The organism is Streptomyces sp. SCSIO ZS0520, from assembly GCF_025643355.1.
Taxonomy (GTDB): domain Bacteria; phylum Actinomycetota; class Actinomycetes; order Streptomycetales; family Streptomycetaceae; genus Streptomyces; species Streptomyces physcomitrii.
Map to the genome: position 1 here is coordinate 1858470 of NZ_CP092644.1, position 18852 is coordinate 1877321.

General features: G+C 73.2%; 12 protein-coding genes. 3 read left to right on the top strand and 9 right to left on the bottom strand.

Features of this window, described 5'->3' with window-relative positions:
- Nucleotides 1-85: 85 nt before the first annotated feature.
- Complete coding sequence (locus tag MID12_RS06405) at nt 86-1012, bottom strand: proline dehydrogenase family protein (RefSeq protein WP_040247929.1); 927 nt, start codon at nt 1010-1012, stop codon at nt 86-88.
- A gap of 204 nt (nt 1013-1216) precedes the next feature.
- On the opposite strand from MID12_RS06405, the gene MID12_RS06410 reads away from it, so the two are divergent.
- Nucleotides 1217-2575, top strand: a complete 1359-nt coding sequence (locus tag MID12_RS06410) for a PucR family transcriptional regulator (RefSeq protein ID WP_263165349.1) — start codon at nt 1217-1219, stop codon at nt 2573-2575.
- 202 nt (nt 2576-2777) lie between these two features.
- Here MID12_RS06410 and serA read toward each other — a convergent pair whose 3' ends face one another.
- From serA to MID12_RS06440, 6 genes are all read right to left on the bottom strand, one after another.
- Nucleotides 2778-4382, bottom strand: coding sequence for a phosphoglycerate dehydrogenase (gene serA, locus MID12_RS06415; RefSeq protein WP_040247934.1), 1605 nt, complete (start codon nt 4380-4382; stop codon nt 2778-2780).
- Nucleotides 4383-4645: 263 nt separating this feature from the next.
- Nucleotides 4646-5641 carry a ketol-acid reductoisomerase gene (ilvC, locus tag MID12_RS06420; protein ID WP_040247937.1) on the bottom strand — a complete coding sequence of 332 codons (996 nt, stop codon included), beginning with the start codon at nt 5639-5641 and terminating at the stop codon, nt 4646-4648.
- Nucleotides 5642-5766: 125 nt separating this feature from the next.
- Nucleotides 5767-6291, bottom strand: a complete 525-nt coding sequence (gene ilvN / locus MID12_RS06425; protein WP_040247939.1) for an acetolactate synthase small subunit — start codon at nt 6289-6291, stop codon at nt 5767-5769.
- Between the two features lie 53 nt (nt 6292-6344).
- Nucleotides 6345-8219: an acetolactate synthase large subunit gene (locus MID12_RS06430; protein WP_040247940.1), complete on the bottom strand. Its 1875-nt coding sequence runs from the start codon at nt 8217-8219 to the stop codon at nt 6345-6347.
- A 313-nt stretch (nt 8220-8532) separates the two neighbouring features.
- Nucleotides 8533-11445, bottom strand: coding sequence for a putative bifunctional diguanylate cyclase/phosphodiesterase (locus MID12_RS06435; protein WP_411576913.1), 2913 nt, complete (start codon nt 11443-11445; stop codon nt 8533-8535).
- Nucleotides 11446-11878: 433 nt separating this feature from the next.
- Complete coding sequence (locus tag MID12_RS06440) at nt 11879-12826, bottom strand: 2-hydroxyacid dehydrogenase (RefSeq protein WP_263165351.1); 948 nt, start codon at nt 12824-12826, stop codon at nt 11879-11881.
- Nucleotides 12827-13045: 219 nt separating this feature from the next.
- Here MID12_RS06440 and MID12_RS06445 point away from each other — a divergent pair, with 219 nt between their 5' ends.
- Complete coding sequence (locus tag MID12_RS06445) at nt 13046-14209, top strand: PQQ-dependent sugar dehydrogenase (protein WP_263165352.1); 1164 nt, start codon at nt 13046-13048, stop codon at nt 14207-14209.
- A 176-nt stretch (nt 14210-14385) separates the two neighbouring features.
- On the opposite strand, the gene MID12_RS06450 is transcribed toward MID12_RS06445, so the two are convergent.
- Nucleotides 14386-15990 (bottom strand): glycoside hydrolase family 32 protein, encoded by a 1605-nt coding sequence (locus MID12_RS06450; protein ID WP_040247951.1) that lies wholly within the window; start codon nt 15988-15990, stop codon nt 14386-14388.
- 357 nt (nt 15991-16347) lie between these two features.
- Nucleotides 16348-17358, bottom strand: coding sequence for a carbohydrate kinase family protein (locus MID12_RS06455; RefSeq protein WP_263165355.1), 1011 nt, complete (start codon nt 17356-17358; stop codon nt 16348-16350).
- 414 nt (nt 17359-17772) lie between these two features.
- Between MID12_RS06455 and MID12_RS06460 the strand changes: the two genes are divergently transcribed.
- A complete protein-coding gene (locus tag MID12_RS06460) occupies nt 17773-18783 on the top strand; it encodes a sugar ABC transporter substrate-binding protein (protein ID WP_263165357.1) in 1011 nt (336 codons plus the stop codon).
- Nucleotides 18784-18852: the final 69 nt, after the last annotated feature.

Consider the following 18852-nt stretch of genomic DNA (forward strand, 5'->3'; position numbering starts at 1 on the left):
GGGTTGGGTGCCCCTCCGTGGTACGGAGGTGGGGCGACGGACGGGCGTTCAGCCTCGGATGGTGGCGGACGTACGGCTCACCGACTCACCCCTTGGTGACGAGGGAGCGCAGGAAGAAGGCAAGGTTGGCGGGGCGCTCGGCGAGGCGGCGCATGAAGTATCCGTACCAGTCGGTGCCGTAGGCCGTGTAGACGCGCATCCGGTGGCCCTCGGCGGCGAGGCGGTGCTGCTCCTCGGTGCGGATGCCGTAGAGCATCTGGAACTCGTAGGCGTCCAGGGCGCGGCCGTGGCGCAGCGCCAGCTCCTGGGTGACGGCGATCAGGCGCGGGTCGTGGGAGCCGATCATCGGGTAGCCGGTGCCCGCCATCAGGATGTTCAGGCAGCGCACATAGGCGAGGTCGACCTGGTGCTTGTCCTGGTGGGCGACGGAGGCGGGCTCCTTGTAGGCGCCCTTGACGAGCCGGACCCGGGAGCCGGCCGCGGCGAGGTCGCGGCAGTCGTCCTCGGTACGGAAGAGGTAGGACTGCACGACGGCGCCGGTCTCGGGGAAGCGGCGGCGCAGCTCGGCGTGGATGGCGAGGGTGGAGTCGACCGTGGTGTGGTCCTCCATGTCGAGGGTGACCGTGGTGCCGATCTCGGCGGCGGCCTCGACGACGGCGGTGGCGTTCTTCAGGGCGAGGTCGTGGCCGCCCGGCAGCGCCTGACCGAAGGAGGAGAGCTTGATGGACATCTCGGCGCGGGTGCCGAGCTCCAGCGGGCGCAGCGCCTCGACCAGGCCGAGGTAGGCGTCGCGGGCGCGCAGCGCCTCGGCGGGGTCGGTGACGTCCTCGCCGAGGACGTCGAGCGTGACCTCCAGGCCGCGGTCCGCGAGGTCCTTGACGACCGGCAGGGTCTCCTCGGAGGTCTCACCGGCGATGAAGCGGGTGACGACCGGCTTCGTCACCGGCGCGGCGGAAACGATGCGGCGCAGCTGCTCGCTGCGCGAGGCGGCGAGGATCACGGGACCCAGCACGGGGCACCTCCACGGTGAGGCAGTACCTGCGGTACATGTCGCTGATATTCGGCCGTTCCGGCGCGGATCGCGCGGACCGGTGACGGCTTGGAGAACCTCCGTGAAACCTAAGGATCCCTCCGATCCGGCGCCATCGACAGGTGTCACGCCTCCGTGGCCGGGATCTCAGACATCTGTATGACGCGGCCGGGCGGGTGGCGCAGAATGGCGGGTGTGAAGGGCGACTACCAGGAACCGGTCGATGAGATCTCCGCGCTGCTCGGCGCCCCGGCGACGCTTGAGGACCGCCATTTCCAGCTGATCGCCTTCGGCGCGCACGACAGCGAGGACAGCGCGATGGACCCGGTGCGCACCCGCTCGATCCTCACCCGCCGCTCCACCAGGGCGGTGCAGGACTGGTTCGAGGGCTTCGGCATCACCCGGGCGACGGGTCCGGTACGCATTCCGGCCAGTCCGGCGGCGGGGGTGCGGCGCGGCCGGATCTGCCTGCCGGTACGCCACCAGGGCACCGTCCTCGGCTACGTCTGGCTGATCGACGACGAGCCCGGCCCCACCGACGCCCAGCTGGCCGCCGCCATGGAGGTGACGGTCCGCATCGGGGCGCTCCTCGCGGACGAGGCCCGGGCCGGGGCCGACCTCAGCCGCGAGTTCCGCGCCGCGCTGACCGCGGAGCCCGGCTGGCAGCGGGAGGCGGCCCTCACCGCCCTGCGCTCCGCCCTCGGCACCCGCGCGGAGGGCCCGCACACCCTGGTCTGCGTGGCGCCCTGGCCCACCACCGCCGAGTCTGCCCCCGCGGCGGCCCCCGGCGTCGAGGCGCGGTGCACGGTCCCCTGGGGCACCGAGCGCCAGGCCCTCGCCGTACTGGTCCGGCTGCGCAGCCGCGAGGTGGACACCCCCGCCCGCGCGGCGGCGGAACGGCTGAGCGCGATGGCGGGGGCGGACCCGGCGGGGGGCGGGGCGGGCGCGACGGGCAGCGGAGCGGCGGGCGCGGGGGGCGGAGCGGCGGGCGCGACGGGCGGCCGTGCCGCAGGCAGCGCGGGCGCGATGGCAGGCCATGCGACGGGAGGCCGTGCCGCAGGCAGCGCGGGCGCGACGGGAGGCCGTGCGGCGGTGAACGCGGCGGGTACGGGCGGGAGTTCGGCTCCGGGCGGTGGAGTGGCGGCCGGGCTCTCGGTGGCCCGGGAGGGGCTGGCGGAGCTGGGCCGGGCCTGGCACGAGGCGCGGGCGGCGGCCCGGGCGGTGCTCGCCGAGCCGGGGCGCGGCCCGGTCGCCGACTGGTCCTCCATCGGGCCCTGGCGGCTGCTCTCCGCGCTGCCCGCCGAAGCCGGCCAGGACCCCTCGGCCGCCCCGCTGCTGACCGGGGCCCACCGCGAACTGGCCCGTACCGCCGAGGAGTTCCTGGACCACGCGGGCCAGGCGGGCCGTACCGCGGCGGCCCTCGGCATCCACCGCCAGACCCTCTACTACCGCCTCTCCCGGGTGGAGAAGCTCACCGGCCTGGACCTGGACGACGGCGAGGACCGGCTGCTGCTGCACATGGCGCTGAAGGCGGCGCGGTTGTGAGGGGCGGTTCCCGTCACGGGGAACACACGGCCGCGCGGGGCGGCCGACACGCTCCAACTCCCCTTCCAGGCAGCCGGATTCACCGGTGAACGGCGAAGGGCCCGGCCCCGCCGAGCATCGGCGGTCCGGGTCCTTCCCCTCTCAGCTGGACAACTGCCCTACGCGGTAGGGGAGTCGAGGCGCGAGGTGTGCTTCTGCTCGCTCAGTCCCCGAGGTTGACCGCGCGTACCGAGGTCGCGCCGATCTCCTCGGCCACCTCGGCGAGCACGGCGGGCGGCACGGTGTCGTCCACCGAGAGCACCGCGAGGGCCTCGCCGCCCGCCTTGGCGCGGGAGACCTGCATTCCGGCGATGTTGATCCCGGCCTCGCCGAGGATGCGGCCGACGGTGCCGACGACGCCGGGGCGGTCGGCGTAGCGCAGCACGGCCATGTGGTCGGCGAGCGCCAGGTCGATGTCGTGCTCGCCGACGGCGACGATCTTCTGCAGGTGCTTGGGCCCGGCCAGGGTGCCGGAGACCGAGATCTCCTCGCCGCCGGAGAGGGTGCCGCGCACGGTGACCAGATTGCGGTGGTCCGGGGACTCGCTGCTGGTGGTCAGGCGCACCTCGACGCCGCGCTCCTGGGCGAACAGCGGGGCGTTGACGTACGAGACGGTCTCGTCGACCACGTCCTCGAACACGCCCTTGAGCGCGGAGAGTTCGAGGACCTTGACGTCGTGCTGGGTGATCTCGCCGTAGACCTCGACATCGAGGCGGGCGGCGACCTCGCCCGCGAGGGCGGTGAAGATCCGGCCGAGCTTCTCGGCGAGCGGCAGGCCGGGGCGTACGTCCTCGGCGATGACGCCGCCCTGGACGTTGACCGCGTCGGGGACGAGCTCACCGGCGAGGGCGAGCCGCACCGAGCGGGCGACCGCGATACCGGCCTTCTCCTGGGCCTCGTCGGTGGAGGCGCCGAGGTGCGGGGTGGCGACGACCTGGTCGAACTCGAAGAGCGGGGAGTCGGTGCAGGGCTCCTTGGCGTAGACGTCGAGTCCGGCGCCCGCGACGCGGCCCTCCTTGACGGCCGAGTACAGCGCCTCCTCGTCGACGATCCCGCCGCGCGCGGCGTTGACGATCCGCACGCTGGGCTTGACCTTGCGCAGCGCCTCGTCGCCGATCAGGCCGAGGGTCTCGGGGGTCTTCGGCAGGTGCACGGTGATGAAGTCCGAGACCTGGAGCAGCTCGTCGAGGGAGAGGACCTTCACGCCCATCTGCGCGGCCCGCGCGGGCTGTACATAGGGGTCGTAGGCGACGACCTTCATGCCGAAGGCGGACATCCGCTGGGCGACCAGGGCGCCGATGCGGCCGAGGCCGACGACGCCGAGGGTCTTCTCGGCCAGCTCGACGCCGGTGTACTTGGAGCGCTTCCACTCGCCGTTCTTGAGCGCGGCGTTGGCCTGCGGGATGTTGCGCGCGGTGGCGAGCAGCAGTCCGCAGGCCAGCTCGGCGGCGGTGACGATATTGGAGGTGGGGGCGTTGACGACCATCACGCCGGCCTTGGTGGCGGCGGAGACGTCGACGTTGTCCAGGCCGACTCCGGCGCGGGCGACCACCTTGAGGCGCTTCGCGGCGGCCACCGCCTCGGCGTCCACCTTGGTGGCGGAGCGGATCAGGATGGCGTCGACCTCGGCGATGGCGGGGAGCAGTTCCGCACGGTCGGCGCCGTTGCAGTGCCGGATCTCGAAGTCCGGGCCGAGGGCGTCGACGGTGGCGGGCGACAGCTCCTCGGCGATGAGTACCACAGGCTTGGCAGCGGTGTTCGAGCTCACGTGAGTCCTCACAAGTCCATTGCTTGGCGGCCGTCCCGAGGGCCGCAGGCGGTGGAGGGATGCCGCGTGGAAGACGCACGACGCTGTGGGCCTGACGCGTTGATGCCGCTCAGTGTAGTGGCGGTTTCCGGGCTGTTTCCCGGATGTGGCGGAAGGATCACCCTTCCGTGGCCAGGGCATGGCGCCGGGGCGGCTCGGCCGCGGCGGTGATCGGAAAAAGCACCGGGGCCGCCCTCCTGCGGGCGGCCCCGGTCAGCGGGTGATCAGTCCTCGTCGACCCAGCTCATCAGCTTGCGCAGCTTCTTGCCGGTGGTCTCCAGGAGGTGGTCCTCGTCGGCCTTCTTGTACTCGTGGTACTTCGGCAGACCGGCCTCGTACTCCTTCATCCAGTTGTTGGCGAAGGTGCCGTCCTGGATCTCGCCGAGGACCTTCTTCATCTCGGCCTTGGTGGCGTCGGTGATGATCCGCGGGCCGGTGATGTAGTCGCCCCACTCGGCGGTCTCGGAGACCGACCAGCGCATCTTCTCCAGGCCGCCCTCGTACATGAGGTCCACGATCAGCTTCAGCTCGTGCAGGCACTCGAAGTAGGCGATCTCCGGCTGGTAGCCCGCCTCGACCAGGGTCTCGAAGCCCGCCTTGACGAGCGCGGAGGCGCCGCCGCACAGCACGGCCTGCTCGCCGAAGAGGTCGGTCTCGGTCTCCTCGGTGAAGGTGGTCTTGATGACGCCGGCGCGGGTGCCGCCGATGCCCTTGGCGTACGAGAGGGCCAGCGCGAAGGCGCTGCCGGTGGCGTCCTGCTCGACGGCCACGATGCAGGGCACGCCGCGGCCCTCCTCGTACTGGCGGCGGACCAGGTGGCCCGGGCCCTTGGGGGCGACCATGCAGACGTCGACGCCGGCCGGGGGCTTGATGAAGCCGAAGCGGATGTTGAGTCCGTGGCCGAAGAAGAGGGCGTTGCCGTCCTCCAGGTGGGCGGCGATGGACTCCTCGTAGACCTTGGCCTGGATCGGGTCCGGGACCAGGACCATGATCACGTCGGCCCAGGCGGCGGCCTCGGCCGGGGTGACCACGCGCAGGCCCTGCTCCTCGGCCTTGGCCTTGGACTTGGAGCCCTCGTGCAGGCCGACCCGGACGTCGACGCCGGAGTCGCGCAGCGAGAGCGCGTGGGCGTGGCCCTGGCTTCCGTAGCCGATGACCGCGACCTTGCGGCCCTGGATGATGGACAGGTCGGCGTCGGCGTCGTAGAACAGCTCGGCCACGGGTTCTCTCCTAGTTTCTGCGGTATCGCTGCTGTGGCGACCACCGTACGGGGACGGCGGGTGGGGCGGTTGCGGGGTCTCGGATGACGGACGGGGGCGGACGGGCCGCCCCCGGCGGGCGCGGCTCAGGCGCTGCGGTCGAGGGCCCGCAGGCTGCGGTCGGTGATGGAGCGGGCGCCGCGGCCGATCGCGATGGTGCCGGACTGCACCAGCTCCTTGATGCCGAAGGGCTCCAGCATCTTCAGCATGGCCTCCAGCTTGTCGCTGGATCCGGTGGCCTCGATGGTCACGGCCTCCGGGGCGACGTCCACGGTCTTGGCGCGGAACAGCTGCACGATCTCGACGATCTGCGAGCGGGTCTCGTTGTCGGCGCGGACCTTCACCAGAACGAGTTCACGCTGGACGGCCGAACCGGGTTCCAGTTCGACGATCTTCAGCACGTTGACGAGCTTGTTGAGCTGCTTGGTGACCTGTTCGAGCGGCAGGTCCTCGACGTTCACCACGATGGTGATACGGGAGATGTCGGGGTGCTCGGTGACGCCCACCGCGAGGGAGTCGATGTTGAAGCCGCGGCGGGAGAAGAGCGCGGCGATCCGCGCCAGGATGCCGGGGGTGTTCTGGACCAGGACGGAGAGCGTGTGCTTGGACATGTCGCTGACTCGATTCTCGGACTCTCGGATGGTTCCCTGCGCGCTCTCGCGGCTCAGTCGTCTTCGTTGTCGCCGAAGTCGGGGCGGACGTCGCGGGCGGCCATGATCTCGTCGTTGGAGGTCCCGGCGGCGACCATCGGCCAGACCATGGCGTCCTCGTGGACGATGAAGTCGACGACGACGGGGCGGTCGTCGATCGCGTTGGCCTCGGCGATGACCTTGTCCAGCTCGTCCAGGGACTCGCAGCGCAGGGCGGCGCAGCCCATCGCCTCGGCCAGCTTCACGAAGTCGGGGACGCGGGTGCCGGCGCTCGGCCCGGGGGCGGAGGCCGCGGCGTCCGCGGCGGGGCCCGAGTGCAGCACGGTGTTGGAGTAGCGCTGGTTGTAGAAGAGGGTCTGCCACTGGCGGACCATGCCGAGGGCGCCGTTGTTGATGATGGCGACCTTGATCGGGATGTTGTTCAGGGCGCAGGTGGTGAGTTCCTGGTTGGTCATCTGGAAGCAGCCGTCGCCGTCGATCGCCCAGACGGTGCGCCCGGGCTGCCCGGCCTTGGCGCCCATCGCGGCCGGGACCGCGTAGCCCATGGTCCCGGCGCCCCCGGAGTTCAGCCAGGTGGCGGGGGTCTCGTACTGGATGAAGTGGGCGGCCCACATCTGGTGCTGGCCGACGCCCGCGGCGAAGACGCTGCCCTCGGGGGCGAGTTCACCGATCCGGCGGATGACGTGCTGGGGGGAGAGCGAGCCGTCCTCGGGCTGGTCGTAGCCGAGCGGGTAGGTCTCGCGCCAGCGGTTGAGGTCGGCCCACCAGCTCGCGTACCCGGAGGCGGCGGCCTCCCCCGCGTGGCCCTCGCTCTGCTCGCGCTGCACGGCCTGCACCAGGTCGGCGATGACCTCGCGGGCGTCGCCGACGATCGGCACGTCGGCCGCGCGGTTCTTGCCGATCTCGGCCGGGTCGATGTCCGCGTGCACGATCTTGGCGTACGGGGCGAAGCTGTCCAGCTTGCCGGTGACGCGGTCGTCGAAGCGGGCGCCGAGGGCGACGATCAGGTCGGCCTTCTGCAGGGCGGTGACCGCGGTGACGGCGCCGTGCATGCCGGGCATGCCGACGTGCTGGGGGTGGCTGTCGGGGAAGGCGCCGAGTGCCATCAGGGTGGTGGTGACCGGGGCCTTGGTCAGCTCGGCGAGCACCTTCAGCTCGGCGGTGGCACCGGCCTTCAGGACGCCGCCGCCGACGTAGAGGACCGGGCGGGCGGCCTGGCCGATGAGCTTGGCGGCCTCCCGGATCTGCTTGGCGTGCGGCTTGGTCACCGGGCGGTAGCCGGGCAGGTCCTGGACGGGCGGCCAGGAGAAGGTGGTGCGCGCCTGGAGGGCGTCCTTGGCGATGTCGACGAGGACCGGTCCCGGGCGTCCGGTGGCGGCGATGTGGAAGGCCTCGGCGATGGTCCGCGGGATGTCCGCGGCGTCGGTGACCAGGAAGTTGTGCTTGGTGATCGGCATGGTGATGCCGACGATGTCCGCCTCCTGGAAGGCGTCGGTGCCGATCGCCTTGGAGGCGACCTGGCCGGTGATGGCCACCAGCGGGACCGAGTCCATGTGCGCGTCGGCGATCGGCGTGACCAGGTTGGTGGCGCCCGGGCCCGAGGTGGCCATGCAGACCCCGACCTTGCCGGTGGCCTGCGCGTAGCCGGTGGCCGCGTGGCCCGCGCCCTGCTCGTGCCGCACCAGCACATGGCGGACCCGGGTGGAGTCCATCATCGGGTCGTAGGCCGGCAGGATCGCCCCGCCCGGAATCCCGAACACCGTCTCGGCCCCGACCTCCTCCAGGGAACGGATGAGGGACTGCGCGCCCGTGACGTGCTCGACGGGGGCGGACTGCTGTCCGGAACGGGGCCGCGGCTGCGGATGGGCCCCGGTGGCCTGCTCGGTCATCGGCTTCTCTTCTCGATGCTGAGGGTGAGTACGCAAGGTACGGGGAGTGAGGGCGGAGGGGTGGTGCGGGGTGCGGCTCGGGGGAGGCGGGTGGGCGGCTCGGAGGTTCCTGCGGGTCGATCTGCGAGCTTTGTACAGCTCTCGCGGGGCTTCGGTGCAACAAAAAACCCCCCGTGCCGTGAGGCAAGCGAGGGGAGCGCGTCGGTATCGTCCACCGGGGCGGTGAGAGGGCCCGGTATCAGCCGACGCGCTGTCCAAGTACGAGAATTCGGGTGCGCATGGCTCAGACCCTCTCGCCGAGGCGCTCCCCGTGTCAAGTGGGTGGGACGGGCGTCTCATGATGTGAACTGCGGACACTCTCCGGACGGTACGGCGCGGGCACCCTGGTGAGCATGGTCCGCTCCCCCGCCGCACCCGGCACCGGCACCTTCCCGGCGGACAGCACCCGGCGCAGCCGGTACTCGTCGAGCGGCCCGGAGAAGACCGGACCCTGCCCGTGGGTGCAGCCCATGGCGCGCAGGGCGAGCACCTGGTCGGGGTGTTCGACGCCGTCCGCGACGGAGCGCATGCCGAGGTCGCCCGCGATCCGGAGCAGACCGCCGGTGATCTTGTTCAGCCGGGCGGACTCGGTGACGCCCTCGACCAGGCTGCGGTCCAGCTTGAGGATGTCCACCGGCAGGGTGCGCAGCGCGTTGATCGCCGCGTAGCCGCCGCCGAAGCCGTCCAGGGCGATCCGCACCCCGAGCCTGCGCAGCTCCGCGAGGCGCCGCTCCAGCTCGGCGAGGCGGGCCGGCGGTCCGCTGTCGGCCAGCTCCAGGACGAGCGCCCCGGAGGCGAGGGCGTGCCGGTCGAGCAGCGCCTCCACGGCGTTCAGCGGCAGCGAGCGGTCCAGCAGGCGGTGCCCGCCGAGGCGGACCACCACCGGCACCGTGACGCCCGCGGCGGCGCGCTCCGCGGCCTGGGCGACGGCGGCTTCGAGCACCCACCAGTCCAGCTCGTCGGCGCGTGCCTGGTCCCGGCCGCGCAGGAAGCGCTCGGGGGTGAACAGCGCCCCCTGCCCGCTGCGCCAGCGGGCCTGGGCGCTCACCGCGCAGATCCGGCCCTGGTCGAGGCTGACCACCGGCTGGTGCAGCAGCGCGAACTCGCCCTCGTCCAGGGCGCCGCGCAGCCGGTCCTCCAGCTGCGCCTTGCGCACCGCCTCGGTCTTCATCTGCGGGGCGTACAGCTCGACCCGGTTCTTGCCGCCCGCCTTGGCCCGGTACATCGCGAGGTCGGCGTTGCGCAGCAACTCGCCCGCGCTGAGTCCCGGTTCGGCGAAGGCGACGCCGATGGAGGCGGCGACCCGGACGTCGTTGCCGTCGATGGCGTACGGCCGCGAGAGGGTGAGCCGGAGCCGGTCGGCCAGCTCCAGGATCTGCCGCTCCCGCAGGGCGCGTTCGCGGGCGCCGTCGCCGAGGACGAGGGCGGCGAACTCGTCCCCGCCGAAGCGGGCCGCGGTGTCGCCCTGGCGCACCGACTCCTGGAGCCGCCGGGCGGCCTGGATGAGGAGTTCGTCGCCCGCCTGGTGGCCGATGGTGTCGTTGACCGCCTTGAAGCCGTCGAGGTCGATGAAGAGCACGGCGGTGCCCGCGTCCCCGGCTCTGCGCCCGCCGAGCGCCTGGCCGACCCGGCGGGCGAACAGGGCCCGGTTGGGCAGGTCGGTGAGCGGGTCGTGCTCGGCGTTGTGCTGCAACTGGGCCTGCAGGCGCACCCGTTCGGTGACGTCGCGGGTGTTGAGGATCAGCCCGCCCTGGTGCCGGTTGACGGTGGACTCGACGTTGAGCCACTGCCCGGCGCCGGAGCGGAAGCGGCACTCGATGCGCGCGGTGGGCTCCTCGGCGGGGCTCGCGGCGAGGAAGCGGCGCAGCTCGTGCACCACCCGGCCGAGGTCCTCGGGGTGGATGAGCGCGGCGAGTTCGGAGCCGACCAGCTCCGCGGCCTCGCGTCCGTAGACCCCGGTGGCGGCGGGGCTGACGTAGCGCAGCACCCCGCTGGGCGCGGCGATCATGATGACATCGCTGGAGCCCTGGACCAGGGAGCGGAAGTGGTTCTCCTTCTCGGCCAGTTCCTGGGTGAGGGTGATGTTGTCCAGGAGCATGATCCCCTGGCGTACGACGAGGGCGAGCACCACCGTGCAGGCGGTGAGCAGCACCACCCGGTCGACCCGTCTGCCGTCCAGGACGTTGTACAGGATCCCGAGGGTGCAGACGGCGGCCGCGAGGTACGGGGTCAGCGCGGCCAGGGAACCGGCGATCGGGCGGGGCGGCGTGCCCCGGGGCGGCGGGTCGTCCTCGGTGGCCGGGTGCGGGGCGCCGTGTCCGCTGGCGTGCTCGCCGTCGGCCGGGTGCGCGCGCCGGGGGGCGACCCAGGGGGCGTAGGCGAGCAGCAGCGAACCGGCGAACCAGCCCGCGTCGAGCAGTTGCCCGGAGCGGTAGCTGTCGTGCAGCAGCGGGGAGGTGAAGAGCGCGTCGCACATCACGGTCAGCGCCAGTGCCCCGACCGCGGTGTTGATCGCGGAGCGGTCCACGAAGCCGCGCCGGAAGTGCATCGCGAGGACCATGCTCACCAGCGCGATGTCGAGCAGCGGATAGGCGAGGGAGAGGGCGGTGTGCGCCACGTCGCCGCCGCCGGAGTGCGCGGTGTGCGCGAGCGCCAGGCTCCAGGAGAGGGTGAGCAGCGAGCCGCCGATCAGCCAGGAGTCGAGCACCAGGCAGACCCAGCCGGCCCTGCTGGCGGGGCGTTTGGCGAGGACGAGCAGCCCGACGATGGCGGGCGGCGCGAAGCAGAGGAAGAAGAGGTCGGCCCAGCTCGGGTCGGGCACCTCCCGGCCGAGCACCACCTCGTACCAGCCCCAGACGGCGTTGCCGAGCGCCGCCATCGCGGAGGAGAGCGCGAAGAGCAGCCAGGCGGGGCGCAGCGAACCGGCCCTGAGGCGGCCGTAGCGGTAGCAGGAGACCGCGGCCAGGGCGGCGGCCAGCGCGAGGCCGAAGTCGCCCATGGCGAGGGCCAGTCGCTCCGATCCCCAGCCGAGGGTGGCGCCGACCGCGTAGCCGGAACAGGCCACCGCGAGGACCAGCGGGCCGTTCACGCCGCGCGGCAGATGGCCGCGGCCGAGTGGCTCCAGCGGGGGCAGCAGCGAGCGGAACGCGCCGCCGACGGCTCCCGCCAGAGGCGGCCGGGCGGTCACCGGTCCGCTCCCCGGGCGGCGCCCCGTACGAGGCGGCGGTACGGCTCCCGGCGGTCGCCCGGCCCACCCGCGTCGGGCGCGGCGGTGGCTCGGCTCCGTCGGGTCGCTTCGGTCACTTGGGTCACTTGGGTCGCGGCGGTCCCGGTGGAACCGGCGCCCCCGGTGGTCCCGGTGGTCGCCGGATCGGGCACGGGCTGCCGGGTGCGGCCGTGCCGTGCCGGCCGGTGGGTCCACAGTGCGTGCATCACGCTTCGCCCCCCTTGCGGTTCCGGTGTGTCGCCCCCTGCGCCGGACGGACGGTGGCGCAGCCCCTGCCCGGACGATACACCAGTTTCGTCACTCTGGGACATAGTCGGCCTACTCTCCGTAACAGCAAGCGAGCGCAACCGGCCCCGGCGCCGGGCCCGCGGCGGCCCCCGGGGACCCTCCGGGCTCAACTCCCGGTGGTGCGCACCACGTTGTGCAGGGGTTCCCCCGCCGCGAACCGGTTCAGCTGGGCGGCGATCAGCCTCCGCGCCCGCGGGGCGAAGGCGGAGGAGGGGCCACCGGTGTGCGGACTGATGAGCACCCCCGGAGCGTGCCACAGCGGATGGTCGTCCGGCAGCGGTTCCGGGTCGGTGACGTCGAGCGCGGCCCGCAGCCGGCCGGAGTCCAGCTCGGCGAGGAGCGCGCCGGTGTCCACCACGGCGCCTCGGGCCACGTTCACCAACAGGGCCCCGTCCCGCATCCGGGCCAGGAAAGCGGCGTCCACCAGGCCTCGGGTCGCCGGGGTGAGCGGGGTGGTGAGCACCACGACATCGGCCTCGGGCAGGAGTTCGCCCAGCGATTCCCGTGGGTGCACCGGACCGCGCTCGGTGGTGCGCGCGGAGCGCGCGACGCGTGAGACCCGCGCGGGCTCGAAGGGAGTGAGCCGGTCCTCGACGGCCGCGCCGATCGATCCGTAGCCCACGATGAGCACCGATTTGTCGGCGAGCGCCTCGGGGAAGACCGCCGGCGTGCGCCACCGGCCCGCGCGCTGGGCGTCGACGAAGTCCGGCAGGCGGCGCAGCGAGGCGAGGGTCAGGGCGAGCGCGAGTTCCGAGGTACTGGCCTCGTGGACCCCGCGGGCATTGCACAACCGGACGCCGGGACGCAGGAGTTCGAGGCCCGGCTCGACATGGTCGATGCCCGCGGTCAGGGTCTGCACGGCGCGTACCGAGGTGAGTTTCGCGAGCGGGCGCACGGCGACCTCGGCCCCCTTCATATAGGGGACCACGTAGAAGGCGCAGTCGGCCGGGTCCGCGGGGAACTCCTGCCCGCCGTCCCAGAACCGGTAGGTGAAGCCCTCCGGCAGTCCCTCGATCGTCTCGGCCGCCATCGGCAGCCACACCTCGTCAGTCATGGTCAGGAGGCTAGGGCACGGCACCGGCAGACCCCAGGGGCCGCCCGCCGGGCGCGCGCGAGGGCGGCGGCCGCCGCACCGGAGCCGGCCCCGGCGGACCGCCCGGGGACCGACCGGCCGCCTGCCGCGCGGGGGTGGTGGGACCGATCCGCCCGCCGGACGGTGTATGAACGACGGGTGGCACCGCCCGGCCACTCCGCATCGAAGGGGACCGTCATCGTGCAACGCCCAGCTCTGGGGGCCGTGTTGGCCGCCGCCGCCCTGTTCGCCCTGCCCGCCTGCTCCTCCGACGGGGACTCCTCGGGGCCCTCCTCCGGAGAGGGCTCGCCGACGGGCAGCGAGAAGCCGGGCTCCTCCCCCGCCCCCTCGGAGTCGGCGCCCCCGGCGAAGGGCTCGGCCAAGGTGCTCCGTACGGTCGCCGAGGGCCTGAAGTCCCCCTGGGGGCTCGCCCCGCTGCCGGACGGGGACCTGCTCGTCTCCTCGCGGGACGAGGGCACCCTGACCCGGATCGACGCGGAGAACGGCAAGAAGACCGAGATCGGCGAGGTCCCCGGGGTGGCGCCGAGCGGCGAGGGCGGCCTGCTCGGCATCGCGCTCTCGCCCACCTTCGCCTCGGACCACATGGTCTACGCCTACTTCACCACCGAGTCCGACAGCCGCATCGCCCGCCTCCTCTACAACGAGGACAAGCCCGCGGGCCAGCAGCTCGGCGCCCCCAACACGGTGCTCCGCGGCATCCCCAAGGGCTCGATCCACAACGGCGGCCGGATCGCCTTCGGCCCCGACAAGATGCTGTACGCGGGCACCGGCGAGACCGGCGACCGGGCGCTCGCCCAGGACAAGGAGTCCCTCGGCGGCAAGATCCTGCGGATGACCCCGGACGGCGACCCCGCCCCCGGCAATCCGCTCGGCGAGGACTCCCTGGTCTACTCGCTCGGCCACCGCAATGTGCAGGGCCTGGCCTGGGACGGCAAACAGCGCCTGTGGGCCGCCGAGTTCGGCCAGGACACCTATGACGAGCTGAACCACATCGCCCCCGGCGGCAACTACGGCTGGCCCGAGGTCGAGGGCAAGGGCGGCAAGAAGGGCTTCACCGACCCGGTGGCCCAGTGGAGCACCGACGAGGCCTCCCCCAGCGGCATCGCCTACGCCGAGGGCTCGATCTGGATGGCCGGACTCCGCGGCGAACGCCTCTGGCGCATCCCGCTGCGCGGCACCGAGGCCGCCGCGAAGCCGCAGTCCTTCTTCAAGGGCGAGTACGGCAGGCTGCGCACCGTCGTCTCGGCGGGCACCGACAAGCTCTGGCTGGTGACCAGTGAGACGGACACCCGGGGGACGCCGGAGAAGGGGGACGACAAGGTGCTGGAGGTCGAGGTGAAGTAGGCGCCACGCCTCAGGCGCGGTGGCGTGGGGACGGTGGCGTGGGCGCGGTGCGCTCGCCGCGGCCCGGCCTCCCGCGGACCCCCGGCCGGTGCGCTGCCCGCGGGCAGCGCACCGGCCGAAGGCCCTGGCACGGCTCAAGAGCCGTACGAAGCAAGGGAGTTGGCGGCTGCCGGTCCTCACGGCCGGTACGTCCCCAGCCGGTGCAGGTCCAGTGACTTCAGCCGGGCGGTGCCGCCCTCCGCGAAGAGGCGTACGCCCTCGGGGGCGCCCGGGAAGATCTGGTCGGTGAGCACCGACTCGCCTGCTCCGCCGAAGACTTCGACCGAGGACGCGTCGAGCAGGATCCGCAGTCTCACCTCGCCGTCGCGGACCGCGAGCGGGGCGCGCTGGGTGCCGGGGAAGTCGGGGCTGAAGCCGGTGTCGCCGGAGTGGGTGCGGTCCACGTAGACCTCCCCGGCGGCGGCGTCGTAGCCGACCACGGTCTTCTGGCCGTCGCCCGCGCGCAGTTCGAGGCCGAAGCGCTCGGCCTCGCCGGGCGAGAAGCGTGCCTCGATGTCGAGGGTGCGGCCGTCGCCGCGGCCCTCGGCCAAGGGCTGGGAGCCCTCGGGCACGTCCACTTCGCGCACCGTCACCGGATCGGGCAGGCGCAGCGAGTCGAGTGCGGCCACCGGCTGCTGGGTCAGGGTGGGGCGGCCGTCGACGGTGCTGAGGCCCATGGTGCGCGGCACGCTCATCGCGCTGCGCCAGGGGTCGGTCGGGATCTTCTCGCCGTACTGCCAGTTGTTCATCCAGCCGATCATGTGGCGCCGACCCTCGGGATCGCCGTCCCAGGAGATGGCCGCGTAGTAGTCCTTGCCGTGGTCGAGCCAGCGGGTGCCCTGGTCGGGGTCGGCGGTGAAGCGGGTGCCGTCGAAGTCGCCGACGAAGTACTGGGCGCCCGAACCCCCGGCGATTCCCCCGGGGTTGAGATTGACGACCAGGACCCACTTGGTGCGCTCGGGGTCGCCGTCGACCTGCATCGGGAAGAGGTCGGGGCACTCCCAGACGCCGTCCACGGCGCCCGCGGGGCCGAAGTCGCTCAGCTCGGTCCACTGCTTGAGGTCCGGGGAGCGGTAGAAGCGGACCTTGTGTTCGAGGGGCAGCGCCACCGTCATGAGCCAGCTCCGGCTGGGCTCGTGCCACTGGACCTTCGGGTCGCGGAAGTCCTTGGCGCCGATGTCCAGGACCGGGTTGCCCGCGTACTTGGTCCAGGTGCGGCCGCGGTCGGTGCTGTACGCGAGGGACTGGGCCTGCCGGGAGCCGTCCTTGGCGTGGCTGGTGTAGACGGCGACCATGGCCGGATTCTCGGGGCTGCCGAATCCGGAGGTGTTCTCCCGGTCCACCACGACGCTGCCGGAGAAGACCATCTCCTGCTCGTCGTGCGGCAGGGCGAGCGGCAGTTCCTCCCAGTGGACCAGGTCGCGGCTGACCGCGTGGCCCCAGGACATGTTGCCCCAGGTGTTCCCCTCCGGGTTGTACTGGAAGAAGAGGTGGTACTCACCGTCGTAGTGGACGAGTCCGTTGGGGTCGTTCATCCAGTTGCGGGCGGGGCTGAAGTGGAACTGCGGGCGGTAGGGCTCGGCGCCGGGCGGCTCCTCGGCCGAGGCGGACCCGGCGGCTCGGGGCGGGGCGGCGGCGGCCTGCGGGGAGGCGCCGCCGAGCGGCAGGACGAGGGCGAGTCCGGCGGCCAGTGCGAGCAGCGCGCGCAACGGGGCATGCCGGAAAGGGCGTTGACGTCTCATGAGGACTCCGGTGGTGCGGTCAGCCACGGGAAGGCGGCCCGCCGGGGTGCGGCCCGGCGGGCCGTGGGGAAGGCGCCGGGGGTCGGGGGACCGGCGCCGGGCTGTCCCGCCGACGGCAGGGGTGGCGGCAGGCGCCATGCCCGATGTCAGCGTTGACAGCGACTCGTGGAGAGATGATGGGCGGACCGCGGCCGCCCGTCAACGCCCCGGACGCGATTGGCTCCCGACCGCCCGCCCCGCCTCCCGTGCGGCCCGGGCGGGCACCACCGGCCCCTCGGCGCGAAGCGCCACCGCTCCCCGGGCGCGGGCGCCGGGACTCCCCGCGACACGGGCGCCACCGCTCCCGGGGCGCGGGCGCTACCGCTCCCGATGCGCCTCGCCGAGGGCGTTCCGTACGGCTCCGGTCGGCCCCGGCGCCGCCCCGGCGGGCTCGGTCAGGCTGCTCCCCCAGGGCGGGTTCGGGCCCCGGACCTCGCAGGTCAGGGCGGCCACCCGGCCCGCGAACTCGGCGGCCTCGACCACCTCCGCCAGCCGCAGCCCGGTCAGCCGCCCGCCGAGCAGTCCGCGCCCGGCGAGGCGGTGCAGCATCCCGCCGGTGAAGGCGTCCCCGGCACCCACCGTGTCGACGATCTCGGCGGGCGGGGCGGGCAGTTCGGCCCGTTCGCCGTCGAGCGAGAGCAGCACGCCCCGGGCGCCGCGGGTGAGCACCACCAGGGGCACCCCGGCCGCGTGCCAGTCGTCGCAGGCCCGGGCCGGGTCGGCGCCGGGCCGCAGCAGGGCGAGGTCGTCCTCGCTCAGCCGCAGCACATCGGCCAGGCGGCACCAGCGCGGCAGCCGCTCCCGGTAGACCTCGGGGGCCACCAGCAGCGGCCGTACGTTGGGGTCGAGGCAGACGCTCGCGGTGGCGGCTGCCCGCCGCAGGAACTCCTCCACGGCCTCGGCGCCGGGGGCCCGCACCAGGGCGAGGGAGCCGGAGTGCACGCAGGCCGCGGAGGTCAGGTCCACGCGGGCGAGTTCGGCGCGGGTCCACTGGAAGTCGGCGGTGCCCTCGGCGTGGAAGGAGTAGCCCGCGCTGCCCTGTTCGTCGAGGTCGGCGACGGCCAGGGTGCTCGGCTCGGCCGCGGGCACGGCGGCGGAGAGGTCGACCCCGGAGGCCTCGAGGCGGGCGCGGAAGAGCCGTCCGAAGGCGTCCTGGGACAGCCGGGCGAGCAGCCGGGTGGGGGTGCCGAGGCGGGCGAGGGCGACGGCGGTGTTCGCGGGGCCGCCGCCCGGCAGCACCCGCAGGGCGAGTTCACCGGGGGCGGAGTCGGGCGCGGTGAAGGCGTCGGCGACGCACTCGCCGAGCACGGTGACCTGCTCAGGGGGCATGGCTGCTTCTCTCTCCCGAGGGGTGCGGTGGGCCGGCGGGGGCCGTGGCCGGGCGGGGGCTGCCCGTTCGGTGCCCGGCGGGGGCCCGGCGCCCGAGGCCGCGAATGTGTCGGGCACAAGGCATTGACGTTGCCGGGAGGCGGAGTCCATCATCCTCGGCAAGCAGTGTCAACGATGACATACGTCAACGATGACACGGATCCGCCATGGTTCCGCCGCCCGTTCCTCGCGTACGGCTGACCGTTGTTGCCCGTTCCCGCCCGTTCCGCTCGCACTCCGCTCCACCGCCGGTGTCCACCACTCGTGTCCGTTCGCGTCCACGGCCCGCCCGGGCCCCGACTGGCCCGGGTCCGCCGCCGGTTGTCCGCAATCCGCCGCCCGCAAGCTGCCGTCCGCTATCCGCAGGGAGTCCCGATGTCGCCACGTACCCGTTCCGTCCCCCGACTGGCCGCGGCCACCGCCGGTGTCCTGGCCGCGGGCCTGTGCCTCACCGCCTGCGGCGAGGGCGCGCAGGGCGGGGACGGCTCCTCGGTGAAGGTCGGTCTGATCACCAAGACCGACACCAATCCGTTCTTCGTGAAGATGCGGCAGGGCGCCGAGCGCGCCGCCAAGACCCATGACGTCCAACTCTCCACCGCGGCGGGCAAGTTCGACGGTGACAACGCCGGACAGGTCACCGCGATCGAGAACATGGTGGCCGCCGGGGTGAAGGGCATCCTCATCACCCCCAACGACTCCAAGGCGATCGTGCCCGCTCTGGAACGCGCCCGGGCCCGCGGTGTCCTGGTCGTCGCCCTGGACAGCCCCACCGACCCCGAGGACGCGACGGACGCCCTCTTCGCCACCGACAACCGCAAGGCGGGCGAACTCATCGGCAAGTACGCCAAGTCCGCGATGAAGGGCCGCAAGGCGAAGATCGCCACCCTCGACCTCGCGCCCGGCGTGGCCGTCGGGATCCAGCGCCACCAGGGCTTCCTCAAGGGCTTCGGCGTACCGGAGAAGGACCCCTCGGTGGTCTGCTCCCAGGACACCGGCGGCGACCAGGCCAAGGGGCAGACCGCGATGGAGAACTGCCTGCAGAAGGCGCCCTCGCTCAACCTCGTCTACGCCATCAACGAGCCCGCCGCGCTGGGTGCCTGGACCGCGCTCAAGGCCAAGGGCCGCGAGAAGGACGTCATGATCGTCACGGTGGACGGCGGCTGCACCGGCACCCGCGCCGTCAAGGACGGCAAGCTCGCCGCGACCTCCCAGCAGTACCCGCTGAAGATGGCCGAGCAGGGCGTCGCGGCCGTCGCGAAGTTCGCCGAGGACGGCAAGAAGCCCAGCGGCTACACCGACACCGGGGTCACCCTCGTCACCGACGAGCCGCAGTCCGGCGACGGCTCCCGCGACACCGCCTTCGGCCTGAAGAACTGCTGGGGCTGAGCCCCGCCCCGCTCCCCCGCCTCCTGTCCCGGCCTCCGCCGAGGCCCCCGCAAGGACCGCTTCCTCCCG